Source organism: Streptomyces sp. NBC_00354 (assembly GCF_036106915.1).
Lineage (GTDB): Bacteria > Actinomycetota > Actinomycetes > Streptomycetales > Streptomycetaceae > Streptomyces.
The window spans coordinates 2,679,213-2,701,454 of the sequence record NZ_CP107983.1 but is presented as its reverse complement, the minus strand read 5'-3'; the positions used below and the strand labels follow the sequence as shown (position 1 = coordinate 2,701,454).

General features: G+C 69.7%; 19 protein-coding genes, 5 tRNA genes and 1 pseudogene. 15 read left to right on the top strand and 10 right to left on the bottom strand.

The window, feature by feature from the left end:
* Positions 1-126 precede the first annotated feature (126 nt).
* Both OHT74_RS11775 and OHT74_RS11770 read left to right on the top strand, forming a co-directional pair.
* Complete coding sequence (locus tag OHT74_RS11775) at positions 127-1,710, top strand: acyl-CoA carboxylase subunit beta (RefSeq protein WP_266663402.1); 1,584 nt, start codon at positions 127-129, stop codon at positions 1,708-1,710.
* A gap of 22 nt (positions 1,711-1,732) precedes the next feature.
* Entirely contained in the window at positions 1,733-1,936 is a 204-nt protein-coding gene (locus tag OHT74_RS11770; protein ID WP_266663400.1) for an acyl-CoA carboxylase subunit epsilon, read from the top strand.
* Between the two features lie 150 nt (positions 1,937-2,086).
* Here OHT74_RS11770 and OHT74_RS11765 read toward each other — a convergent pair whose 3' ends face one another.
* The 8 genes from OHT74_RS11765 to OHT74_RS11730 form a co-directional block, all read right to left on the bottom strand.
* The gene (locus tag OHT74_RS11765) at positions 2,087-2,668 is read right to left on the bottom strand and encodes a GTP-binding protein (RefSeq protein WP_037792108.1); all 582 of its coding nucleotides are present in this window, start codon (positions 2,666-2,668) and stop codon (positions 2,087-2,089) included.
* Positions 2,649-3,206, bottom strand: a complete 558-nt coding sequence (locus OHT74_RS11760) for a DUF742 domain-containing protein (protein ID WP_266663398.1) — start codon at positions 3,204-3,206, stop codon at positions 2,649-2,651. Before OHT74_RS11760 ends, OHT74_RS11765 begins: the two co-directional genes overlap by 20 nt.
* Positions 3,207-3,299: 93 nt before the next feature.
* Complete coding sequence (locus tag OHT74_RS11755) at positions 3,300-3,713, bottom strand: roadblock/LC7 domain-containing protein (RefSeq protein WP_008739857.1); 414 nt, start codon at positions 3,711-3,713, stop codon at positions 3,300-3,302.
* Between the two features lie 10 nt (positions 3,714-3,723).
* Complete coding sequence (locus OHT74_RS11750) at positions 3,724-6,909, bottom strand: sensor histidine kinase (RefSeq protein ID WP_328620218.1); 3,186 nt, start codon at positions 6,907-6,909, stop codon at positions 3,724-3,726.
* A 333-nt stretch (positions 6,910-7,242) separates the two neighbouring features.
* Positions 7,243-7,824: a GTP-binding protein gene (locus OHT74_RS11745; protein WP_266663389.1), complete on the bottom strand. Its 582-nt coding sequence runs from the start codon at positions 7,822-7,824 to the stop codon at positions 7,243-7,245.
* On the bottom strand, positions 7,805-8,200 hold the full coding sequence (locus OHT74_RS11740; RefSeq protein WP_266663387.1) for a DUF742 domain-containing protein: 396 nt from the start codon (positions 8,198-8,200) through the stop codon (positions 7,805-7,807). The genes OHT74_RS11745 and OHT74_RS11740 overlap by 20 nt, the downstream gene beginning before the upstream one ends.
* A gap of 151 nt (positions 8,201-8,351) precedes the next feature.
* Complete coding sequence (locus OHT74_RS11735) at positions 8,352-8,765, bottom strand: roadblock/LC7 domain-containing protein (protein ID WP_266672658.1); 414 nt, start codon at positions 8,763-8,765, stop codon at positions 8,352-8,354.
* Between the two features lie 9 nt (positions 8,766-8,774).
* Positions 8,775-12,449 carry a nitrate- and nitrite sensing domain-containing protein gene (locus tag OHT74_RS11730; RefSeq protein WP_328620217.1) on the bottom strand — a complete coding sequence of 1,225 codons (3,675 nt, stop codon included), beginning with the start codon at positions 12,447-12,449 and terminating at the stop codon, positions 8,775-8,777.
* Positions 12,450-13,013: 564 nt separating this feature from the next.
* Between OHT74_RS11730 and OHT74_RS11725 the strand changes: the two genes are divergently transcribed.
* The 9 genes from OHT74_RS11725 (at position 13,014) to OHT74_RS11685 (ending at position 17,002) form a co-directional block, all read left to right on the top strand.
* Positions 13,014-13,196 carry a hypothetical protein gene (locus tag OHT74_RS11725; RefSeq protein ID WP_328620216.1) on the top strand — a complete coding sequence of 61 codons (183 nt, stop codon included), beginning with the start codon at positions 13,014-13,016 and terminating at the stop codon, positions 13,194-13,196.
* 98 nt (positions 13,197-13,294) lie between these two features.
* Positions 13,295-14,083 carry a fumarylacetoacetate hydrolase family protein gene (locus OHT74_RS11720; RefSeq protein WP_266663381.1) on the top strand — a complete coding sequence of 263 codons (789 nt, stop codon included), beginning with the start codon at positions 13,295-13,297 and terminating at the stop codon, positions 14,081-14,083.
* Positions 14,076-15,551: a glutamate--tRNA ligase gene (gene gltX, locus OHT74_RS11715; RefSeq protein WP_328620215.1), complete on the top strand. Its 1,476-nt coding sequence runs from the start codon at positions 14,076-14,078 to the stop codon at positions 15,549-15,551. Before OHT74_RS11720 ends, gltX begins: the two co-directional genes overlap by 8 nt.
* Positions 15,552-15,697: 146 nt before the next feature.
* Positions 15,698-16,426: an HAD family hydrolase gene (locus OHT74_RS11710; protein ID WP_328620214.1), complete on the top strand. Its 729-nt coding sequence runs from the start codon at positions 15,698-15,700 to the stop codon at positions 16,424-16,426.
* A gap of 86 nt (positions 16,427-16,512) precedes the next feature.
* Positions 16,513-16,584: transfer RNA gene (locus OHT74_RS11705), tRNA-Gln, on the top strand.
* Positions 16,585-16,611: 27 nt separating this feature from the next.
* Positions 16,612-16,684, top strand: a tRNA-Glu gene (locus tag OHT74_RS11700).
* Positions 16,685-16,748: 64 nt separating this feature from the next.
* Positions 16,749-16,821, top strand: a tRNA-Glu gene (locus tag OHT74_RS11695).
* 21 nt (positions 16,822-16,842) lie between these two features.
* A tRNA-Gln gene (locus OHT74_RS11690) sits at positions 16,843-16,914 on the top strand.
* 15 nt (positions 16,915-16,929) lie between these two features.
* A tRNA-Glu gene (locus OHT74_RS11685) sits at positions 16,930-17,002 on the top strand.
* Between the two features lie 178 nt (positions 17,003-17,180).
* On the opposite strand, the gene ndgR is transcribed toward OHT74_RS11685, so the two are convergent.
* A complete protein-coding gene (gene ndgR, locus OHT74_RS11680; RefSeq protein WP_037837458.1) occupies positions 17,181-17,897 on the bottom strand; it encodes an IclR family transcriptional regulator NdgR in 717 nt (238 codons plus the stop codon).
* Between the two features lie 119 nt (positions 17,898-18,016).
* Between ndgR and leuC the strand changes: the two genes are divergently transcribed.
* The 4 genes from leuC to OHT74_RS11660 all read left to right on the top strand — a co-directional run bounded on the left by leuC (position 18,017) and on the right by OHT74_RS11660 (position 21,224).
* Complete coding sequence (leuC, locus tag OHT74_RS11675; RefSeq protein ID WP_328620213.1) at positions 18,017-19,441, top strand: 3-isopropylmalate dehydratase large subunit; 1,425 nt, start codon at positions 18,017-18,019, stop codon at positions 19,439-19,441.
* Positions 19,442-19,446: 5 nt separating this feature from the next.
* Positions 19,447-20,040 (top strand): 3-isopropylmalate dehydratase small subunit, encoded by a 594-nt coding sequence (gene leuD, locus OHT74_RS11670; protein WP_266663370.1) that lies wholly within the window; start codon positions 19,447-19,449, stop codon positions 20,038-20,040.
* Positions 20,041-20,177: 137 nt separating this feature from the next.
* On the top strand, positions 20,178-20,405 hold the full coding sequence (locus OHT74_RS11665) for a hypothetical protein (protein WP_008739877.1): 228 nt from the start codon (positions 20,178-20,180) through the stop codon (positions 20,403-20,405).
* Between the two features lie 144 nt (positions 20,406-20,549).
* Entirely contained in the window at positions 20,550-21,224 is a 675-nt protein-coding gene (locus OHT74_RS11660) for an HU family DNA-binding protein (protein ID WP_266663368.1), read from the top strand.
* A gap of 300 nt (positions 21,225-21,524) precedes the next feature.
* On the opposite strand, the pseudogene cofC reads toward OHT74_RS11660, so the two are convergent.
* Positions 21,525-22,202, bottom strand: a pseudogene (gene cofC / locus OHT74_RS11655) (2-phospho-L-lactate guanylyltransferase); the annotation flags it as partial.
* Positions 22,203-22,242 lie beyond the last annotated feature (40 nt).

Genomic DNA, 22,242 nt, shown 5'->3' with positions numbered 1-22,242 from the left:
GGGGGGCCCCGCCTGGTGGTGTCCGCGCATCACGTGGCGGTTCTGTCCGGGCCGGACAGCGGAACACACCCGAGACTGTGTGGAACCAACGGAGGTTTTTCTTCGACCGCTTCGTAAGGTCGATACATGACCGTTGTGGACCAGACTCCGAGCGAGCCGACGGACGCCCGCGGGCGCGTGGCCGAGCTGCACTCCCTGCGCGAGCAGGCGCGGCGTGGACCCAGTGACCGGGCGACCGAGGCGCAGCACGCCAAGGGCAAGCTGACCGCGCGCGAGCGCATCGCGCTGCTGCTCGACGAGGGTTCCTTCAAGGAGGTCGAACAGCTGCGCCGCCACCGGGCGACCGGCTTCGGCCTCGAAAGCAAGAAGCCGTACACCGACGGTGTCATCACCGGCTGGGGCACGGTCGAGGGCCGCACGGTCTTCGTCTACGCGCACGACTTCCGCATCTTCGGCGGCGCCCTGGGCGAGGCCCACGCCACGAAGATCCACAAGATCATGGACATGGCCATCGCGGCCGGTGCCCCGCTGGTCTCCCTGAACGACGGCGCGGGCGCCCGTATCCAGGAGGGCGTCTCCGCGCTCGCCGGCTACGGCGGCATCTTCCAGCGCAACACCAAGGCCTCGGGCGTCATCCCGCAGATCTCGGTCATGCTGGGCCCGTGCGCCGGCGGCGCCGCGTACTCCCCGGCCCTGACGGACTTCGTCTTCATGGTCCGCGAGACCTCGCAGATGTTCATCACCGGCCCCGACGTCGTCCGCGCCGTCACCGGCGAGGAGATCTCCCAGAACGGCCTCGGCGGCGCCGATGTGCACGCCGAGACCTCCGGTGTCGCGCACTTCGCGTACGACGACGAGGAGACCTGCATCTCCGAGGTGCGCTACCTCATCTCGATGCTGCCCTCCAACAACCGGGAGAACCCGCCGGTCCACGAGACCTCCGACCCCGCCGACCGGCGCTCGGACGTCCTGCTGGACCTGGTCCCCGCGGACGGCAACCGCCCGTACGACATGCACAAGGTGATCGAGGAGCTCGTCGACGAAGGCGACTTCCTGGAGATCCACGAGCGCTGGGCCCGCAACATCATCTGCGCCCTGGCCCGGCTCGACGGCCAGGTCGTCGGCATCGTCGCCAACCAGCCCGCCCACCTCGCCGGCGTCCTCGACATCGAGGCCTCCGAGAAGTCCGCGCGCTTCGTCCAGATGTGCGACGCCTTCAACATCCCGATCATCACCCTGCTGGACGTCCCCGGCTTCCTGCCGGGCGTCGACCAGGAGCACGGCGGCATCATCCGCCACGGCGCCAAGCTGCTGTACGCGTACTGCAACGCCACGGTCCCGCGGATCTCGCTGATCCTGCGCAAGGCCTACGGCGGCGCGTACATCGTCATGGACTCCCAGTCCATCGGCGCGGACATCACGTACGCCTGGCCGACGAACGAGATCGCGGTCATGGGCGCCGAGGGCGCCGCCAACGTCATCTTCCGCAAGCAGATCGCGGAGGCCGAGGACCCCGAGGCGATGCGCGCGCGCATGGTCAAGGAGTACAAGGCCGAGCTGATGCACCCGTACTACGCCGCCGAACGCGGTCTCGTGGACGACGTCATCGACCCGGCGGAGACCCGCGAAACCCTGATCAGTGCCCTGGCGATGCTCCGCAGCAAGCACGCCGATCTGCCGTCCCGCAAGCACGGCAACCCGCCGCAGTAACAGCGAAGGAGACCTGCCACTGATGAGCAAGACGACCGACACCCTGCTGCGCGTCGAGAAGGGCAACGCCGCCCCCGAGGAGCTGGCCGCGATCACCGCGATCCTGCTGGCCCGCGCCGCGGCCACCCCGGAGGCCCGCCCGGTGCACCGCATGGGCTCCCAGGCCCGCTGGCGCCGCCTGGAGCGCACTCCCGGCTTCCGCGCCCCGCACAGCTGGCAGGGCTAGTTCTTCCGGAAGACCTGGCCTCGCAAAGCCCCCGTACGTACGAGCCCTCGTACGTACGGGGGCTTCGTCGTGGCCGGACCGCCCCACCGAACACCGAAAGGCCCCCGCACTCCGAGGAGTGCGGGGGCCTTTCGGTGTTCGGTGGGGCACCTAGCGCAGGCGGGCCATGAGGGCGTGCTCTACGAGCGTGATGAGCGCGCTCTTGGCGTCCGCGCGGTGGCGGGCGTCGGTGGTGATGATCGGAGCGTCCGGGCCGATCTGCAGGGCCTCGCGGACTTCCTCCGGCGTGTACGGCTGGTGTCCGTCGAAGCCGTTGAGGGCGATGACGAACGGCAGGCCGCTGTTCTCGAAGTAGTCGACCGCGGGGAAGCAGTCGGCGAGGCGGCGGGTGTCGACGAGGACGACGGCGCCGATGGCGCCGCGGACGAGGTCGTCCCACATGAACCAGAACCGGTCCTGACCGGGGGTACCGAAGAGGTACAGGATCAGGTCCTGGTCCAGGGTGATGCGGCCGAAGTCCATGGCGACCGTGGTGGTCGTCTTGTCCCCGGTGTGGGTCAGATCGTCGATGCCGGCCGACGCGGACGTCATGACGGCTTCGGTGCGCAGCGGGTTGATCTCGGAGACCGCGCCGACGAACGTGGTCTTGCCCACGCCGAAGCCGCCCGCCACCACGATCTTCGCGGAGGTGGTGGAGCGAGCCGCTCCGCCGTTAGAGCTTGCGAAGTCCACTGAGCACCCTTTCGAGCAGTGTCACATCTGGCTGGCCGCCGGCAGACTCGTCGCCGCCGGGCTGGTGAATGGCGACAAGGCCCGCCTCCGCCAGGTCGGCGACGAGGATTCGGGCGACACCAAGAGGAATGGAGAGAAGTGCCGAGATCTCCGCGACGGATTTGATCTCCTGGCACAGGCGGCAGATGCGCTGGTGCTCGGGCAACTGCCCTTGCAGCCGCGCAGGATCTGCCGTGGTACTGACCAGCGCCTCGATGGCGAGCTGGTAGCGCGGCCGGGTACGGCCGCCGGTCATTGCGTACGGGCGCACCAGCGGGTTGTGGGCCTTGGGGGCCTGCGGCTGCGTACCCCGGTGGGGCTGCTGCGAAGGCCGCTGAGGCGGCTGGGCCTGCTGGGGCTGGCCGTACGGCTGCTGGTACGGGTTGTGCTCCGGCACGGGCCGGCTGGGAGCGGAGGGAAAGTTGAAGCGGTTCTGGTCGTGCTGCCCACCCTGCGGCTGCTGCGCGCCGCCATAAGGATGACCTCCGGGTGTTGTCACGTTTCCTCCTCCGACTCCAAGAACGCAGTACTCCCTGTGGAACCGCGCCACCGCACCCTATGGTGCGATGACGCGAAACGCACTGCCTGTTTGCTAGTTGAGAAGACTTCCCTGCAGCTCCGAGCGCAGTTCCGGAGTGAGAACACTGCCTGCTCGGTCCACAAGGAGGGCCATCTCGTAGCCCACGAGGCCGATGTCGCACTCGGGGTGCGCGAGCACCGCGAGCGAAGATCCGTCCGAGACGGACATGAGGAAGAGGAATCCCCGGTCCATCTCGACCACGGTCTGGTTGACGGCGCCACCCTCGAAGATGCGGGAGGCTCCTGCGGTCAGCGACGTCAGACCGGAGGCCACGGCCGCCAGCTGATCGGCGCGGTCGCGCGGGAATCCGTCGGACATCGCCAGAAGAAGGCCGTCGGCGGAGACCACCACCGTGTGGGACACCCCAGGGGTGTTGTCCACGAAGTTGGTGATCAACCAGTTCAGGTTCTGTGCCGCCTGGCTCATCGGGCTCACACTAACGCTCCTGGTCATAGCTGTTACTTGACTGCTCAGAACCCGCGCTGCGTCCCTGCTGGACACCGCGCCGCAGGTTGCTCAACCTGCCGCGGACGTCCTCCGGTGCGCGGGAGACCTGGGGGCCGCCCTGCGGGGTCGTCTCCGCCGCGCCCTCGACCAGGTTGGCCTTGGGCACGCGCCGAGGGAGACCGGACGGGGTGATCCCGCCCGCCTTCGGCTCACGGAGTTTTGAGGCCTGCTGCCAGCGCTCGTCGTTGTTCGAGCGCCAGTCGGTGCCGGCTTCCTCGTCCCGCTCCGCGGCGGCGGGCTGCTGCTGTCGCGGCGGCCGCTGCGCGAAGAGGGATCCGGTGGACTCCGCTTCCTTCCGTGCCGGCTGCCCCTGCTGCTGGCTGCCGCGGCGCGGCAGGCCCGCTCCGGTCACTTGGTGGCCGGTGTCGGCAGCGGCGCCCGGACGGTCGAAGCCTACGCGTTCCGGGGCGGGTTCGGGAGCGGCCGGGGGTTCCGATTCGGTCCCGTATCCCTGCTGGTAGCCGCCGGAGTAGGTGTTCTGCTCGGGCCACTCGGCCTGCTGGGACTGGGATCCGTAGCCGCCGTCGTACGCCTGGGCGCCCTGCTGCCGATCCTGGTAGCCGGCTTCCGGATAGGCGTAGTCCTGCTGCGGGTACGCCTCGTAGCCCTGCTGGGACCCATGGGCCTGCTGGGAGTCGTACGAGGTGTCGTAACCCTGCTCGGGCTGCTGCGCGTAGTCCTGGTACTGCTGGTACCCGTGCTCCGGCTGCGGTTCCGCATACTCCTGCTCGGAGTACTCGGCCTGCTGCTCCTGCCCGTAGACCTGGGCCTCGAGCGCGGCTCTGCGCTCCTGCTGGGCCAGGGAGCGGCCGACCGGGTTCAGCCCGGGGGTGTCGCCGCCCTGGTTGTCGTAGCGGGAGTCGTCGAAGCCGAGCTCGGCGGCCGTACGCATCGGGATGGCCTGCTGCGCCGGCTGCTGCGGGATCATCGAGGACACCGTGAAGTCGTCGCTCGGTATCCCCTCGCCACCACCACCATGAGTGATCGCGTCGGGCAGCATGACCAGCGACGTGGTGCCGGCGGCCTCGCCCGAGGGGCGCAGCTGGACCCGGATGCTGTGGCGGTCCGCCAGCCGGCCGACCACGAACAGACCCATGCGCTGGGAGATCGCGGCGTCCACGGTCGGCGGGTTGGCCAGCTTGTGGTTGATGTCCGCGAAGTCCTCGGCGGTGAGGCCGATGCCCTTGTCGTGGATCTCGACCATCACGCGGCCGTCGGGCAGACGCGTGGCGTTGACGCGGACCTTGGTCTGCGGGGAGGAGAACGTGGTGGCGTTCTCCAGGAGCTCGGCGAGCAGGTGCACGAGGTCGGTCACGGCCTGGCCGTGGATCTCGGCCTCGGAGACGCCCGAGAGCTCGATGCGCTCGTACTGCTCCACCTCGGAGGAGGCGGCGCGCAGGACGTCGACGAGGGGGACCGGCTGGTCCCAGCGGCGGCCCGGCTCCTCACCCGCGAGGATGAGGAGGTTCTCGCCGTTGCGGCGCATACGGGTGGCCAGGTGGTCCAGGCGGAAGAGGTTCTCCAGCTGGTCCGGGTCGGCCTCGTTGTTCTCCAGGTCGGTGATGAGGGTCAGCTGGCCCTCGATCAGCGACTGGTTGCGCATGGAGAGGTTCGTGAAGATCGCGTTGACGTTGCCTCGCAGGAGCGCCTGCTCGGCGGCGAGCCGGACCGCTTCCCGGTGGACCTGGTCGAAGGCGCGGGCGACCTCGCCGATCTCGTCCTGGGAGTTGATCGGGATCGGCGCGACACGGGTGTCGACCTTGCCCGGGTCGGTGCGCGAGAGCTGGTCGACGAGCATCGGCAGGCGCTGCTCGGCGACGTCGAAGGCGGCGGAGCGCAGGCGGCGCATCGAGTTGCTCATCGAGCGGGCCATCATGGCGGCCAGGATGAAGGCGGCGAGCAGGGCCACGACCACGACGGCGCCGGTCCAGATGGCGTCGTTGCGGGCCTCGTCGGAGACCGCGACGGAGTCGTTGACGGCCTTGGCGAGGAGGTCCTTCTCGATCTCGGCGTAGCCCTCGAACTTGGCGGTGGCCGCGGCCTGCCAGGCCTGGGGCGTGGTGCCGTTCGCGGCGAGCTTGGTCTTGTTGTCGCCGCTGGCTATCGCCTCGGTCATGCCGGTGAGAACGGAGCCGTTCACCATCGGCGGGACCTTGAAGACGGTGCCGGCCTGCTCGGCCTGCGTCTTGGCGGCCGCGAGCTTGGCAGCACCCTCCTGCGACTTCTTGCCCATGACCTCCTTGAGGCGGTTCACGTCGTCCTCGGTGCCGGCCGCGACGTACTCGCCGATGGCGATGTCCTCGAGGTAGGCGTACGAGGCGAAGGCGACGAGCTGGGCCTTGCGGACCTGTTCGTTCTCGTTGGGCCGGACCAGCAGGTGGGTGCCGACCGAGCGCTGGAGCGAGTTGGCGGCCTTGGCCAGCTCGACCGCGTAGACCATGCGGCCGTAGCTGGTGACGTTGCCGGTGCCCAGGCCGAGTTCGTTGGAGAACGTCATGAGGTAGTGCTGGACCAGCACGTACCCCTCTTCGGTCGGGATCGGACCGTTCGCGCTGGGCGGGTTCTTCTTGTCCGTCTCCTGCGCGACGTACGCCGTCTGCCGGACGGCCGCGAGCTTGGGCTCTTCCTGACGGAAGAGCTCCAGGCGGCGCTCCAGCCCCTGGTTCGCGTTCGAGGGGAGGTCCTTGGCGGCCTGGGCGAACCTCTCCTTGGCCGCGTCGGTGGCGTCCCGGGCCTTCGCGACGCCCGCGTTGGTGGCGTCGCCCCGCAGGAGCGGTTCGGCCGTGAGGTCGCGCTCGTTGAGGAGGGCCTGGCCGTATTCGGCCGCCGCCTGGACGATGCGGGCCGTCTTCTCGGCGTCCTTGGCCTCGTTCCAGCTGTCGACGGAGCCCTTCACCTGGAAGCCGCCCATGACCAGTCCGACGAGGACGGGTACGAGCAGGATGGCGTTCAGCTTGGTCGGCACACGCCAGTTACGGGGTGCGAACCTGCTGGTGCTGCCGCTCTTGGCCGGTGGGTCCACGGGTACGTCGACGTGCGACGCGGCCGCGCGCTGCGGCGGGGTGAAGTTGCCACGCGCGGGTTCATCCGCGGGGCTCGAGTTGCTTCGCCTCACTCGACCAACAACCTTCCGGCGGTGCTACTAGCTAGTTAGTTGAATTCCAGCACGGTTAACGGCCGTGTTCCAAACAGTTGGAATCAGCCATTCCAAGAGACTTATGTCCCGCATAAATCGGACATAAAGAGCGAGTGGCAGCAAAAATGGAGCCATTCGTGCGCGCAGCGGCACCGACCGACCGCACCCTGTGTCCAACTGGCGGCAATTCTCTGTCGAAACGTTATGAACCGAGAGGGCGGGCCGTGTCCTATGACACAGCCCGCCCTCTCACGTTGTGAAGAACCCGTGGTACTTGAGTGGTGCCCCTTGAGCCGCGTGACTCGAATCGTGTTACTTGAGTCGGGCCATGAGGGCGTGCTCGACCAGCGTGATGAGCGCGCTCTTGGCGTCCGCCCGGTGGCGGGCGTCGGTGGTGATGATCGGAGCGTCCGGGCCGATCTGCAGGGCCTCGCGGACTTCCTCGGGGGTGTAAGGCTGGTGTCCCTCGAAGCCGTTGAGGGCCACGACGAACGGCAGCCCGCTGTTCTCGAAGTAGTCGACCGCGGGGAAGCAGTCGGCGAGGCGGCGGGTGTCGACGAGCACGATCGCGCCGATGGCGCCGCGGACGAGGTCGTCCCACATGAACCAGAACCGGTCCTGACCGGGGGTACCGAAGAGGTACAGGATCAGGTCCTGGTCCAGGGTGATGCGGCCGAAGTCCATGGCGACCGTGGTGGTCGTCTTGCCCCCGGTGTGGGTCAGATCGTCGATGCCGGCGGACGCGGAGGTCATGACGGCTTCCGTGCGCAGCGGATTGATCTCCGAGACGGCCCCGACGAACGTGGTCTTGCCCACGCCGAACCCGCCCGCCACCACGATCTTCGCGGAGGTGGTGGAACGGGCGGTTCCGCCATTAGAGCTTGCGAAGTCCACTGAGCACCCTTTCGAGCAGCGTTACATCCGGCGTGCCGCCGGCCTCTCCATTGCCCGGCTGGTGGATGGCCACCATTCCGGCCTCCGCCAGGTCGGCGACGAGGATCCGGGCGACACCGAGCGGCATCGACAGCAGTGCGGAGACCTCCGCGACCGACTTGACCTCGCGGCACAGCGTGCAGATGCGCTGGTGCTCGGGAAGCAGGCCGGACAGGTGCATCGGATCGGCCGTGGTGCTGACCAGCGCCTCGATGGCGAGCTGGTAGCGCGGCCGGGTCCGTCCGCCGGTCATCGCGTACGGGCGAACGAGCGGCTGGTCGCCTTCCGAGTACGACGAATCGCCGTACGAATCGGGGTAGGCGGGGGGCGGGGTCATTGATCCTCCGGGCTGGACAGCAGTGGTCAGCGTGCCGTCTGACGGGGCGGCCGGTGGGGGGACGGTATGACGGCCTGACGGTGGTACTGGGTTCCGGGGCTGGCGCCCCGGTCCCCCGGCCGGAAGTACCGTCCGGCCGGGAGATGTGGCGTCAGATGAGCAGGCTTCCCTGCAGCTCCGCGCGCAGGTCCGGGGTGAGGACGCTGCCGGCGCGGTCCACGAGGAGGGCCATCTCGTAGCCGACGAGGCCGATGTCGCAGTCGGGGTGTGCGAGTACGGCCAGCGAGGATCCGTCCGAGACGGACATGAGGAAGAGGAAACCACGGTCCATCTCGACCACGGTCTGGTTGACGGCGCCGCCCTCGAAGATGCGGGAGGCTCCTGCGGTCAGCGACGTCAGACCGGAGGCCACGGCCGCCAGCTGATCGGCGCGGTCCCGGGGAAAGCCTTCGGACATCGCCAGAAGGAGGCCGTCGGCGGAGACCACCACCGTGTGGGACACCCCGGGGGTGTTGTCCACGAAGTTGGTGATCAACCAGTTCAGGTTCTGTGCCGCCTGGCTCATCGAACTCAACTAACGCTCCTGCTGGTAAGTGGGGTCGATGTGGTAACTGCCGGTCGCCGGGCCGTTGTTGCCGGCCTGACGGCCCTGCTGGATACCCCGTCGGAGGTTGGTCAGACGGCCGCGGACGTCGTCCGGCGCTCGCGAGACCTGCGGGCCGGATTGTGCGTCGGCCTGCTGCTGCGCGGTGCCGGCCACGAGGTTCGCCCGTGGTACTCGGCGGGGCAGCCCCGAGGTGGTGATGCCGCCGGCGGCGGGCTGGCGCACGCGCTCGGCCTGCCGCATCAGCTCGTCGTTCGGCGAGGACCGCCAGCTGACGGTCGGCGAGCTGCCGTTCGCCGCCTGGGCGGGCTCGGCCGCCTGCTCCTGGCCGCGCTGGGGCAGCGGCTGCTGCGGGCGCTGCTGGGGAGCCGGAGCCGGGGCGGACTGCTGGGGTACGGCCGGCGCCTGACCGGAGGACTGCTGGCCCTCCTGGTGGAACCAGTTCGACTCCAGCGTGTCGAAGATCGGGCTGCGCTCGTTGCCGGTGCTCGGGGCCGGCGGCAGCGCCTCCGGCTGGGGAGCCTGCGGCAACTGCGGGGCCTGGGGCTGCTGGGCGTATCCGCCGACACCGGGGCCGCCGGGCCGCGGGGCCGGGTAGTCCGGGCGGGCGAACTGGCCCGTGGTGGACGGGTCCGCCGGACCGCGCAGCTCCGGGCGCTCGAACTGCCCGGTGGAGGACATGTTCTGGCCGGCCGGGGGCAGCGGGGCCCGCAGGTCGGGACGCTCGAACTGGCCGGTCGTGCTGTTGCCGGCCGGCGGGTGCGGAGCATTGAAGTCCGGACGCGGGAACTCGGCCGTCGCACCGGGGCCCGAGAGCTCGTCGTGGCCGCGCGGGACCTCCTGGCCGCCGCCGCGCGCCGGGTCGGCGCCCCAGCTGGTGGTCTGCGGGATCCCGGCAGGACCCGTACCCGGAAGCTCCGGACGGGGGGCGCCACCGCGCGGCGGCAGCTGCGGACGGTTGCCGCGCGGAGCCGGGGCTGCGGGCGCCTGGGCCGAGGGGACCGGGCCCGTGGGGGCGGGCTGCTGCGGAGTCTGCGGCCGCTCGAAGCCGTTGCCCTGCGGGAATCCGGCCTGACCGGAGGCCGTGGGCGCGGACATCGGACGCGACGGGGGACCGCCGGCCGGACCGCGGCCCGGCAGCGGGGCACCGCCGCCGAAGGCACCCTGGCCCTGGCCGGTCGGAGCGCCCGGCATGCCCGGACCGCCCTGCGGACGCCCGCCGGTGCCGCCCTGCTGCGGACGTGCACCGGGACCGCCCTGCGGACCGGCGGCGCCGTCGCGTCCCGGCAGCGCGGCACGCTGGCCGCCGCCGGAGACCTGGCCGCGCTGCGGGCCGGCGCCCACGGGCTGGCGTGCGCCGCCGCCCGGGACGGAACCCTGCGGGGAAGCACCCGGCATGCCCTGCGGACCGCCGGAGCCCGGACCACCGGGACCGCCCTGGCCCGGCATCGGACCCGGCTTCTTGCCGCCCTGGGCGACGTCCACCGGCAGCATGACGAGGGCCGTCGTACCACCCGAGTCGGACGGGCGCAGCTGGATGCGGATGCCGTGTCGCAGGGACAGGCGGCCGACCACGAACAGGCCCATGCGGCGGGAGACGGAGACGTCCACGGTCGGCGGCGACGCGAGCCGCTCGTTGATCGCGGCGAGGTCCTCGGGCGAGAGGCCGATACCGGTGTCGTGGATCTCGACGAGCACGCGGCCGTCGGGCAGCGCATGACCGGTGACCTTGACCTTGGTCTGCGGGGAGGAGAACGAGGTGGCGTTCTCCAGCAGCTCGGCGAGCAGGTGCACGAGGTCGTTGACGACGCGGCCGGCGACATCGGTGCCGGGCACCGACGACAGCTCGATGCGCTCGTACTGCTCCACCTCGGACGCGGCGGCGCGGAGCACGTCGACGAGCGGGACGGGGCGGGTCCACCGGCGGCCCGGCTCCTCGCCCGCGAGGACGAGGAGGTTTTCGCCGTTACGGCGCATGCGGGTCGCGAGGTGGTCGAGCCGGAAGAGCGAGGACAGCTGGTCCGGGTCGGCCTCGCGCGACTCCAGCTCGGAGATGAGCGAGAGCTGGCGCTGGATGAGGCCCTGCGAACGGCGCGAGAGGTTGGTGAACATCGCGTTGACGTTGCCCCGGAGGAGGGCCTGCTCGGCGGCGAGGCGGACGGCCTCGCGGTGCACGTCGTCGAAGGCCGCGGCCACCTGGCCGATCTCGTCGCGGGTGTGCAGGCCGACCGACTCCACGGACGTGTCCACGTCCTGCGGGTCGGACTCGGACAGCTGCTTGACGAGCTCGGGCAGTCGGTCCTGGGCGACCCGGGTCGCGGTGTCCTGCAGGCGGCGCAGCGAGCGGATCATCGACCGCGCCATGACGAAGGCACCGACGAGCGAGACACCGAGGACGAGGAGGATCAGGGCACCGTTGATGATGGCGTCCTGCTGCGAGGAGTTCTTGAGCTCGCGGGCCTTCTGCTCCATGTCCTCGAGCAGGGTGAGCTCGATCTGCTTCATCGCCTGGATCTTGGTGTCGTCCGCGTCGTACCAGTCCATCCAGGACCGGTACTGCGTCTCCTTGGCGAACTGACCCTGGGTCGACAGGACGCGGCGGGTGTAGTGGTCCGCCTTGCCGATCTCCGCGTTGCCGTCACCGAGCACCGCGAGGAGTTCCTCGGGCTTGCCCTGGTAGACGAGTTCGAAGGTCTTCTTCGCCTGGCTCTCGCCGCGGAGCGCGGCGAGAGCATACAGGCGGTCGTTCTCGGTGAGGGTGCCGGCGGGCTGGCCGCTGTCGGGCAGCGAGGCGGCGATGACGGCGCGCTGGATCGAGGCGTACTCCTTGGCGGAGGAGAAGGCCGCCAGGGCGCGCGTACGCTTGATCATCTCCGGGCTGGAGGTGGCCTGCGCCATGTCCTGGGAGAGCGAGAGCAGCGAGACGATCAGTGCGTTGTACTCGGTGACCGTCTGCTGGGCGCTGTTGCGGTACGCGTTCTTGCGGATTTCCTCGATGCCGGTGAGCTGGCGGCCGATCTGCAGGATGTTGTTGCGGATCGACTTGAGGGTCTCGTCCTTGTCCTCCGCGCCGTCGACCTTGTCGGTCGCGGCGGCGAAGGACTTGGCGGCGGCGTCGGTCTGGTCGCGGACGCCCGTGACGAGGGTGCTGGGCTTGCCCGACTTGTCGACCGACAGCGGACCCGCCGACCTGTCCCGCTCCTCCTGGAGCATGGCGGCCAGGTTGGTGGCCTGCCGGGTCATCGTCGTCAGCAGCTGCATGTGCTCCAGCTGGTCGATGTCGTTGAGCGAGTCGTTGATGCGGAAGCCACCGAGCGTGGTGGCGGCGACGACCGGCAGGGTCAGCAGCGACACGAGTCGCGTGCTGATGCGCCAGTTCTGCATGGCGAATCGCGAACCGGGCCCGCTGGGAGCCTTCGGTATCGCCACGTCCTTGTCGGCCGGCTCTTCGCTCTTCGCCTTGCCCCGGGGCTTGAGGCGTGCCTTCCCCTTCACCGCGTTCACGGTGGCGGAGGAGTCGGTGCCCGCGCCTTCGACAGCCGGCCCGCGGTTCTGGGCGTGCTGGGGCGAGGAGCCACGGTCGGTCCCGCCGCGCGGCTCCTGCTCCGCCGCAGCGCTGCCATCCCTCTTGAATCGTCCCTGCACTAGCGTCGCAACCTCTGGACCAGGCGTCCCGCCGGGCGACCGGTGGGACGGTGTCGAGTCGTGGGGCGTTTCAGCCCCATGGTGGTCGTCGGTGACCGGCGCGTCTCCCTCTCCTTACCGCCGCGCGCGGCGCTGTGTCGCGCCACCTGCGCGCCGGCTGTTCCCGCGGCGGTCCCGCGAATTCCAGCACAGTGGCGGATCTCCAACAAGGTGCGCGTGTCGGCCCGGGGAGTCGGTGACTTCCTGTGATGGGTGGACTACGCAATGTGGTCCGCCTTTCGGGAGGAAACGGACTTACGCCATCCAAACGCGGGGGCTGGCAAGGTGTCCCAGTCGAGATGATCAGGAGCGGAATGGCTGATTCAGTGGCGCAATGTCCGGTTCGTCACCCAAAAATGACCATCCGTTATGCCCGTATTGCCTGGTCACAGGTGAGCAAACTCACACAGCCGTGGCCATTACTTCCCGGTTGAGCCGGGGAATCGGATGTTTAGCCTTGCCCTTTACAGGGTTGACGGATCCGACAACCCCCACCCCACAACCGAGCCGAGGGCCCGAGACACCGTGAAGACGACGATGATGTTCCGCAACATAGCCAACCCCCGCCGCACCACCCTCGCGCACCTCACGGACGCCGAGGAGCTGCAGGCGACCGAGGCTCCGGAGCACGCCGTCGAGCTCCCCGCCCAGACCGCGAACCCGCGCCGCACGATCCTCATGGACGCGCCGGTCGCCGCCGCGCAGTAAGCCACTCGGCAAAAGGAGCGCGAAGCGCCGCTGCCCGCCGCGTTAGCCTGGGGACGCAGACTCCAGCCAGCGGAAATACAGAGGGGCAGACGCAACACGTGCGCATCGCCAGGTTCTCCATCGACGGCAATGTCGCGTTCGGCGCGGTCGAGGGCAGCACTGCCCCCGGCGCCGAGGGTGAGCTCGTCCTCGACATCATCAAGGGCATTCCGTTCGCGGACTTCGAGCTCTCGGGCACGAAGGTCCCGCTGAGCAAGGTCCGGCTGCTGCCGCCCGTGCTCCCGAACAAGGTCGTGGCCATCGGCCGCAACTACGCGGAGCACGCGGCGGAGCTGGGCAACGAGGTCCCCGAGGTGCCGATCACCTTCTTCAAGCCCTCCACCTCGGTGGTCGGCCCGGGCGACCCGATCACGTACCCCTCCTTCTCCCAGGACCTCCACCACGAGGCGGAGCTCGCCGTGGTCATCGGCCGCATGTGCCGAGAGGTCCCGAAGGAGCGCGTCAAGGACGTGATCCTCGGCTACACCTGCGCCAACGACGTCACCGCGCGCGATGTCCAGCAGCGCGAGAAGCAGTGGGCCCGGGCCAAGGGCTTCGACAGCTCCTGCCCCCTCGGCCCCTGGATCGAGACCGAGCTCGACCCGAGCGACCTGACCATCCAGTGCACCGTGAACGGCGAACAGCGCCAGCTCGGCCGCACCAGCGACATGGTCCGCTCCATCGAGGACCTGATCGTCCACATCACCGAGGCCATGACGCTGCTCCCCGGCGACGTCATCCTCACGGGGACCCCGGCCGGAGTCGGCCCCCTCAACGTCGGCGACGAGGTCGCCGTCACCATCGAAGGCATCGGCACTCTCACCAACAAGGTGATCAAGCGTGACTAACGCGAATGTCCGCGTACGTTTCTGTCCCTCCCCGACCGGCAACCCCCACGTGGGCCTGGTCCGGACCGCCCTCTTCAACTGGGCGTTCGCCCGCCACCACGGCGGTACGTTCGTCTTCCGCATCGAGGACACCGACGCGGCCCGCGACTCCGAGGAGTCGTACAACCAGCTGCTCGACTCGCTGCGCTGGCTCGGCTTCACCTGGGACGAGGGCCCCGAGGTGGGCGGCCCGCACGCCCCGTACCGCCAGTCCGAGCGCATGGACATCTACGCGGACATCGCCCAGCGCCTGCGCGACGGCGGGTATGCGTATGACTGCTACTGCACCACCGAGGAGCTGGACGCACGCCGCGCCGCCGCCCGCGCCGCCGGCAAGCCCTCCGGCTACGACGGCCACTGCCGCGAGCTGACCCGGGTGCAGCTGGAGGCCTACCAGGGCGAGCACCGCTCCTCGATCGTCCGCTTCCGGATGCCCGACGAGCCGATCACCTTCACCGACCTGGTCCGCGGCGAGCTGACCTTCACCCCGGAGAACGTGCCGGACTTCGGCATCCTGCGCGCCAACGGCGCCCCGCTCTACACGCTCGTCAACCCGGTCGACGACGCGCTGATGCAGATCACGCACGTGCTCCGCGGCGAGGACCTGCTGTCCTCCACACCGCGCCAGATCGCGCTCTACAAGGCGCTGATGGAGCTCGGCGTCGCCACGGACGTCCCGCAGTTCGGCCACCTGCCCTACGTCATGGGCGAGGGCAACAAGAAGCTCTCCAAGCGCGACCCGGAGAGCTCGCTCAACCTGTACCGCGAGCGCGGCTTCCTCCCCGAGGGCCTGCTGAACTACCTCTCGCTCCTCGGCTGGTCCTTCTCCAAGGACCAGGACATCTTCTCGATCGAGGAGATGGTGGCGAAGTTCGACATTCCGGACGTCAACGCCAACCCGGCGCGCTTCGACCTCAAGAAGGCCGAGGCCATCAACGCCGACCACATCCGGCTGCTGGACCCGAAGGCCTTCGCGGACGCCTGCGCCCCGTGGCTGCAGGCCCCGCACGCCAACTGGGAGGCGGAGGACTTCGACGCCGAGGCCTGGGCGGCCATCGCGCCGTACGCCCAGACCCGCGTGACCGTCCTGTCGGACATCACCGCAAACGTCGACTTCCTGTTCCGCAAGGAGCCGGTCGAGGACCAGGCGTCCTGGGACAAGGCCATGAAGGGCGAGCCCGCTGCCCTCCTGGCCACCGCCCGCGCCAACCTGGACGCGGCCGACTGGAGCGACCCCGAGTCCCTCAAGCAGGCCGTCCTGACCGCCGGCGAGGCCCACGGGCTCAAGCTCGGCAAGGCCCAGGCCCCGGTCCGCGTGGCCGTCACCGGCCGTACGGTCGGCCTGCCGCTCTTCGAGTCCCTGCAGATCCTCGGCAAGGACCGCTCGCTGTCCCGCATCGACGCGGCTCTGGCCAAGCTCGCCGCGTAAGCAAGCCCGTACCTCCCTCAGGGGGCGGCAGCCGGAGTTCCCGGCCGCCGCCCCCTGAGGCGTTTCCCGGGGGGCGGCCGGGGTTCGGGCGATGGACATCGGCAAACCCCGGGAGCGGAGCCCGGCGATGTCGTAGCGTCGGAGGTATGCCGATCCGCGCCGTGCTGTGGGACATCGACGACACCCTGTTCGACTACACGGGGGCGGACAGTGCCGGACTCGCGCGCCGGCTCGCCGAGGAGGGCATCGCGGAGCGGTACGGATCCCCCGCGCAGGCGCTCGCCCTGTGGCGGGAGATCACCACCCGCCACTGGGACCGCTTCGCCGCCGGGGAGGTGAGCTTCCAGGAGCAGCGCCGGGACCGGGTGCGGGACTTCCTCGGGAAGCCGGGGATGAGCGCCGCCGAGGCCGACGGCTGGTTCGACCGGTACGTCGAGCACTACAAGGCCGCCTGGATGCTGTTCCCCGACGTGGTGCCCGTACTGGACGCCCTCGCGGCCGACTACCGGCACGGGGTGCTCACCAACTCCTCCACCGCCAACCAGGACCCCAAGCTGCGCCACCTCGGGCTGCGCGAGCGCTTCGAGGTGCTCGTGTGTGCCGTGGAACTGGGCGTCAGCAAGCCCGAGGCGGAGGCCTTCCTGGCGGCCTGCGCGGCGCTCGGGCTGCCGCCGGGCGACGTGGCGTACGTGGGCGACCAGCCGGAGATCGATGCGCGCGGCGCCCGCGACGCCGGGCTGACCGCGGTCTGGCTCGACCGCGACGGCGGGCGGGGGCCGGGCCCCGACGGCGTGCACCGGATCGCCGGGCTCGCCCAGCTCCCGGAGCTGCTGGCCTCGGATACCCGTTTTGGAGCACGGTCAGGCATCCGGTAATGTTCTTTCTGCGCCGCCGGAGCGGGCCGAAAGGCCGGACGGAGGCGCCACTCGAAAGAAAATCCCCCCAGGGGGTTGACTTTCGGTGGGGTATAGTGTAATTGGCAACACGAGGGTTTCTGGTTCCCTTATTCTAGGTTCGAGTCCTGGTACCCCAGCGCAGTGCAGTAGTGACGCAGTGCTTTGCCCCCGTTGTGTAGCGGCCTAGCACGCCGCCCTCTCAAGGCGGTAGCGCCGGTTCGAATCCGGTCGGGGGTACAGATCCTTCCCGCAAGATCTCCATTTGGGTAGCTCCCGGACGTCTTGATGCAGGATCGCTAGGGCCCCCGTTGTGTAGCGGCCTAGCACGCCGCCCTCTCAAGGCGGTAGCGCCGGTTCGAATCCGGTCGGGGGTACTGGTCTGGTATAGACCACATTGGGCTATGGTGTAATTGGCAACACGAAGGTTTCTGGTTCCTTTGTTCTAGGTTCGAGTCCTGGTAGCCCAGCGCAGTACAGAGCAAGCCCCCGTTGTGTAGCGGCCTAGCACGCCGCCCTCTCAAGGCGGTAGCGCCGGTTCGAATCCGGTCGGGGGTACGCACAGAAGAGGCCCTCCGCGTTCGTCGCGGAGGGCCTCTTCGCTGTTCCCGAACACACTCCGCCCCGTGCAGGGCCCGTACAAGTGCGGGCCCGGAGGCGCGTGTTCGGACGTGTGCGGCGTCGTACGCGCCCCCAGGCCCGGGGGATGGGGGAGAGGCCTGCGGCCGGGAAGGCGTCAGCCGGAGCGGCGCAGGGCCTCCGACAGGCGGGCGGCCGCGTCGATGACGGCCTGGGCGTGCATCCGGCCCGGGTGGCGGGTCAGGCGCTCGATCGGCCCGGAGACCGACACGGCGGCCACCACGCGGTTCGACGGCCCGCGCACCGGCGCAGAGACCGACGCCACGCCGGGCTCCCGCTCGCCGATCGACTGCGCCCAGCCGCGGCGCCGTACGCCCGACAGGGCCGTCGCCGTGAAGCGCGCACCCTGCAGCCCGCGGTGGAGCCGCTCGGGCTCCTCCCAGGCCATCAGGATCTGCGCGGCCGAACCGGCCTTCATCGGGAGTGTGGAGCCCACCGGGACGGTGTCCCGAAGGCCCGACAGCCGCTCCGCGGCCGCCACGCAGATGCGCATGTCGCCCTGACGCCGGTAGAGCTGCGCGCTCTCGCCCGTCACGTCACGGAGGTGGGTGAGTACCGGTCCCGCCGTGGCCAGCAGGCGGTCCTCGCCGGCCGCGGCGGCGAGCTCCGCCAGCCGCGGTCCGAGGATGAACCGGCCCTGCATGTCCCTCGCCACCATCCGGTGGTGTTCCAGTGCCACGGCCAGGCGATGTGCCGTGGGTCGTGCGAGCCCTGTCGCCGCGACCAGCCCGGCGAGGGTGGCCGGACCGGACTCCAGTGCGCTCAATACCAGAGCTGCCTTGTCGAGAACGCCGACGCCGCTAGAGTTGTCCATGAAACGATATTCGCGTCTCACACTGTGAAACGCAAGTTCAATTTTTCCAAGAACCAGCGAGTCTGTATGTACGGGTCCACGAACCACTGGATCCAGGACGGTGAGCCGGAGGGAAAGCGATGGGTAGGACACTCGCGGAGAAGGTCTGGGACGACCATGTCGTCCGGCGCGCCGAGGGCGAGCCCGACCTCCTCTTCATTGATCTGCACCTGCTGCACGAGGTGACCAGCCCCCAGGCCTTCGAGGGCCTGCGGCAGGCCGGCCGCAAGGTCCGGCGGCTCGACCTCACCATCGCCACCGAGGACCACAACACCCCCACCATCGACATCGACAAGCCGATCGCGGACCCGGTCTCCCGGGCCCAGCTGGAGACGCTGCGCAGGAACTGCGCGGAGTTCGGCGTACGCCTGCACTCCCTGGGCGACGTCGAGCAGGGCGTCGTCCACGTCGTGGGACCGCAGCTGGGCCTGACCCAGCCGGGCACCACCGTGGTCTGCGGTGACTCCCACACCTCCACGCACGGCGCCTTCGGCGCGCTGGCCTTCGGCATCGGCACCAGCCAGGTCGAGCACGTGCTGGCCACCCAGACGCTGCCGCTGGCCCGCCCCAAGACGATGGCCATCACCGTCACCGGCGAGCTGGCCGAGGGCGTCACCGCCAAGGACCTGATCCTGGCGATCATCGCCAAGATCGGCACCGGCGGCGGCCAGGGCTACATCCTGGAATACCGCGGCGAGGCCATCGAGAAGCTCTCGATGGAGGCGCGCATGACCATCTGCAACATGTCGATCGAGGCCGGCGCCCGCGCGGGCATGATCGCCCCCGACCGGACCACCTTCGACTACCTCAAGGGCCGCGACCACGCCCCCGAGGGCGCGGACTGGGACGCGGCGGTCGCGTACTGGGAGACCCTGCGCACCGACGACGACGCGGTCTTCGACGCCGAGGTCGTCATCGACGGCGCCACGCTGTCCCCGTTCGTCACCTGGGGCACCAACCCGGGCCAGGGCGTGCCCCTGTCGGCGAACGTCCCCGACCCGGCTTCGTACGAGGACGCTTCGGAGCGCCACGCCGCCGAAAAGGCCCTGGAGTACATGGGGTTGACGGCCGGGCAGCCGCTGCGCGACATCAAGGTCGACACCGTCTTCGTAGGTTCGTGCACCAACGGCCGCATCGAGGACCTGCGCGCCGTCGCCGGCATCATCGGGGGCCGCAAAGTCGCCGACGGCGTACGGATGCTGGTCGTCCCGGGCTCCGTCCGGGTCGCCCTGCAGGCCGTGGAGGAGGGCCTGGACAAGGTCTTCAAGGAGGCCGGCGCCGAATGGCGGCACGCGGGCTGCTCGATGTGTCTGGGCATGAACCCCGACCAACTGGCTCCCGGTGAGCGCTCCGCGTCCACCTCCAACCGCAACTTCGAGGGCCGGCAGGGCAAGGGCGGGCGGACCCACCTGGTCTCCCCGCAGGTGGCCGCCGCCACCGCGGTGCTGGGCCACCTGGCCTCGCCCGCCGACCTGTCCGACGCCAACGCGACCGCCGGAGTCTGAGAACCATGGAAGCCTTCACCACCCACACCGGCCGGGCCGTCCCGCTGCGCCGCAGCAACGTCGACACCGACCAGATCATCCCGGCCCACTGGCTGAAGAAGATCACCCGCGACGGGTTCGAGGACGGGCTCTTCGAGGCCTGGCGCAAGGACCCCGAGTTCGTCACGAACCGCCCGGAGCGCCAGGGCGCGACCGTCCTGGTCGCCGGCCCCGACTTCGGCACCGGTTCCTCGCGCGAGCACGCCGTCTGGGCCCTGCAGAACTTCGGGTTCAAGACGGTCATCTCCTCCCGCTTCGCCGACATCTTCCGCGGCAACTCGCTGAAGAACGGTCTGCTGACGGTGGTCCTGCCGCAGGAGACCGTCGACCGGCTGTGGGAGCTGACCGAGGCCGACCCGACCGCCGAGGTCACGGTCGACCTGGTCGCCCGCCAGGTCCGCGCGGCGGGAATCGAGGCGGAGTTCGAACTCGACGACAACGCCCGCTGGCGTCTGCTGGAGGGTCTGGACGACATCTCGCTCACCCTTCAGAACGAAGCGGACATCGCCACGTACGAAAGCACCCGGCCGAGCTTCAAGCCGCGCACGATTCAGGCCTGATTCCTGCCTGATCAGCGCTTATTCGCCCTTGGGTGATCACATCGACAACACTGTGCCCCCCGCCTTCCGGCGGGGGGCACAGCCGTGTGTTGAGGCCCCGTGAGGCGACAACTCGCCCCAGATGGCACAATCTGTGCATGGAACGCGACAGTCAACTTGAGCTCTACGAACTCGTCGCGGACCGGCTGAAAGAAGCACACACAAGGGTGCGCACACTGCAAGTCCCGGAGGGCGTAAGGATGGCGCTGTCCCGGAAGCTGTTGGTCGTCACGGCCGCGGCGAAGCATGATCTCGCCGATGCGGCAAGGCGCCTGGACAGGTTGATGAAGGACCTCGACGAGGGTCGATTCCCTGAAGGCGACTGATGCGAAGGAACTCCGTAACGACCTACACCGTTGCGGCACTAGGGTGATTAGCCCGTTTCGTGTTTGATTTGCGGTATATATCCGCCTAACGTGCGAAATAAGCTTGAACACATTCGTTCTGGCGAAGTCTCCGAAGGGGAAGACGTGAACAAGGCGCAGCTCGTAGAAGCGATTGCCGACAAGCTGGGCGGCCGCCAGCAGGCCGCGGACGCTGTCGACGCGGTACTGGACGCGATGGTCCGCGCTGTGGTCGCGGGCGACCGGGTCTCGGTCACGGGCTTCGGCTCGTTCGAGAAGGTCGACCGCCCGGCCCGCTACGCCCGCAACCCGCAGACGGGTGAGCGCGTCCGGGTCAAGAAGACCTCGGTTCCCCGCTTCCGCGCGGGCCAGGGCTTCAAGGACCTGGTCGCGGGCACCAAGAAGCTGCCCAAGGGCGGCGAGGTGTCGGTGAAGAAGGCTCCCAAGGGCAGCCTCTCCGGCGGAGCTTCCGCGACGGTCAAGAAGGCCGTGGCCAAGAAGGCCACCACCGCCAAGAAGGCGGCGGCGAAGACCACGGTCGCCAAGAAGACCACCGCGAAGAAGGTCGCCACCGCCAAGAAGGTGGTCGCCAAGACCGCCGCGGCGAAGAAGACCACGACGGCGGTGAAGAAGACCACTGCCGCGGCGAAGAAGACCGCGACGGCGGCGAAGAAGACCACCGCCACCGCCAAGAAGACGGCTCCGGCGGCCAAGAAGGCCACCGCGAAGACCACGGCGCCCGCCAAGAAGACGACGGCGCGCAAGACCACCGCGAAGAAGACCACGGCCCGCAAGAAGTAAGGCCACGAGTCACACACGCCGGGCCGGCTTCCCCTCCTTGGGGAAGCCGGCCCGCGGTGCTGTCCGTGCAGGTCGGAAGGCCGGCACGGCCGAGGCTCAGAAGGTCTGCAGGGTGATCAGGGTGATCCGCCGCGCCGGCCCCTCGCCGTCCGTCTCGATCCGGACCCGCTGCCCGGGGCGCAGCAGCCGCAGGCCGCCCGCGTCGAACGCCGGGGCCTCGAAGGGCACCGGGGTGCCGTCGTCCAGCAGCACACTGCCGCTGCGGGTCTGGGAGTCGTACGTGTACGCGGTCGCCTGCATACCGGCACTGTATCGGGCCGTGTGACGGCCCACACCGAGGGCGAGGGCCGTCCGCAGATCCGCGGCCGTGTCCACGTCCCGGCGCACGCTCTCGACATCCGCCAGGGCTATTTCCGCAGCTCCCGAGGCCGAATGCCGGGCCCGTGACGGGCCCCCGAACGAGGGTGCCAATTCCACGTCCGGCGCAGCGGAAAGCAGGGTCGTACCGATTCCCGCCGCATCCGCCAGAAATGCCCGGGGAAATGCGGATGCGGCTTCGAGCACGCGTAGCAATTCCGGCGGCCGCAGCGCGGGCAGATCCGCGTTCATCGCGGCCACCGCCGCTCCGGGCCGCGCCGCGCGTATCTCCCGCGCCCCGTGGGCCAGCGCCGCGTTGAGCCCGGCGGCCGGGGTGTCCGGCAGGATCCGCGCCCCGAGCCGGGCCAGTTCCGCACCCGCCTGCGCGTCGTCCGTGACGACCACCACATCCGCGACTGCCGCGCAGGCCAGCGCCCCTGCCACGGTGTCCTGCGCGAACGCCAGCGCGAGCCCGGGACGGGACGCGCCCACGGCCGCCGCGAGACGGCTCTTGGCCACCGCCAGGGGCTTCAGCGGGACCACCAGACTCCAGACCGCGTTCGTGGCGGGCCCCTTCCCTCCGGTGCGCGTCCTTACATGTGTGGACCAAGGCCGGGTCATGGCCGGGTCATGCGTCGGCCCATTGTCGCCTCTGCCCGGC

What these genes read in the sequence shown, in the direction of transcription:
- OHT74_RS11755 (WP_008739857.1), bottom strand. Translation starts at nt 3,713, where the DNA reads ATGAGCCAGGCGGCACAGAACCTGAACTGGTTGATCACCAACTTCGTG.
- OHT74_RS11735 (WP_266672658.1), bottom strand. Translation starts at nt 8,765, where the DNA reads ATGAGCCAGGCGGCACAGAACCTGAACTGGTTGATCACCAACTTCGTG.
- OHT74_RS11775 (WP_266663402.1), top strand. Translation starts at nt 127, where the DNA reads ATGACCGTTGTGGACCAGACTCCGAGCGAGCCGACGGACGCCCGCGGG.
- leuD (WP_266663370.1), top strand. Translation starts at nt 19,447, where the DNA reads ATGGAAGCCTTCACCACCCACACCGGCCGGGCCGTCCCGCTGCGCCGC.
- leuC (WP_328620213.1), top strand. Translation starts at nt 18,017, where the DNA reads ATGGGTAGGACACTCGCGGAGAAGGTCTGGGACGACCATGTCGTCCGG.
- OHT74_RS11740 (WP_266663387.1), bottom strand. Translation starts at nt 8,200, where the DNA reads ATGACCCCGCCCCCCGCCTACCCCGATTCGTACGGCGATTCGTCGTAC.
- OHT74_RS11665 (WP_008739877.1), top strand. Translation starts at nt 20,178, where the DNA reads ATGGAACGCGACAGTCAACTTGAGCTCTACGAACTCGTCGCGGACCGG.
- OHT74_RS11770 (WP_266663400.1), top strand. Translation starts at nt 1,733, where the DNA reads ATGAGCAAGACGACCGACACCCTGCTGCGCGTCGAGAAGGGCAACGCC.
- ndgR (WP_037837458.1), bottom strand. Translation starts at nt 17,897, where the DNA reads ATGGACAACTCTAGCGGCGTCGGCGTTCTCGACAAGGCAGCTCTGGTA.
- OHT74_RS11710 (WP_328620214.1), top strand. Translation starts at nt 15,698, where the DNA reads ATGCCGATCCGCGCCGTGCTGTGGGACATCGACGACACCCTGTTCGAC.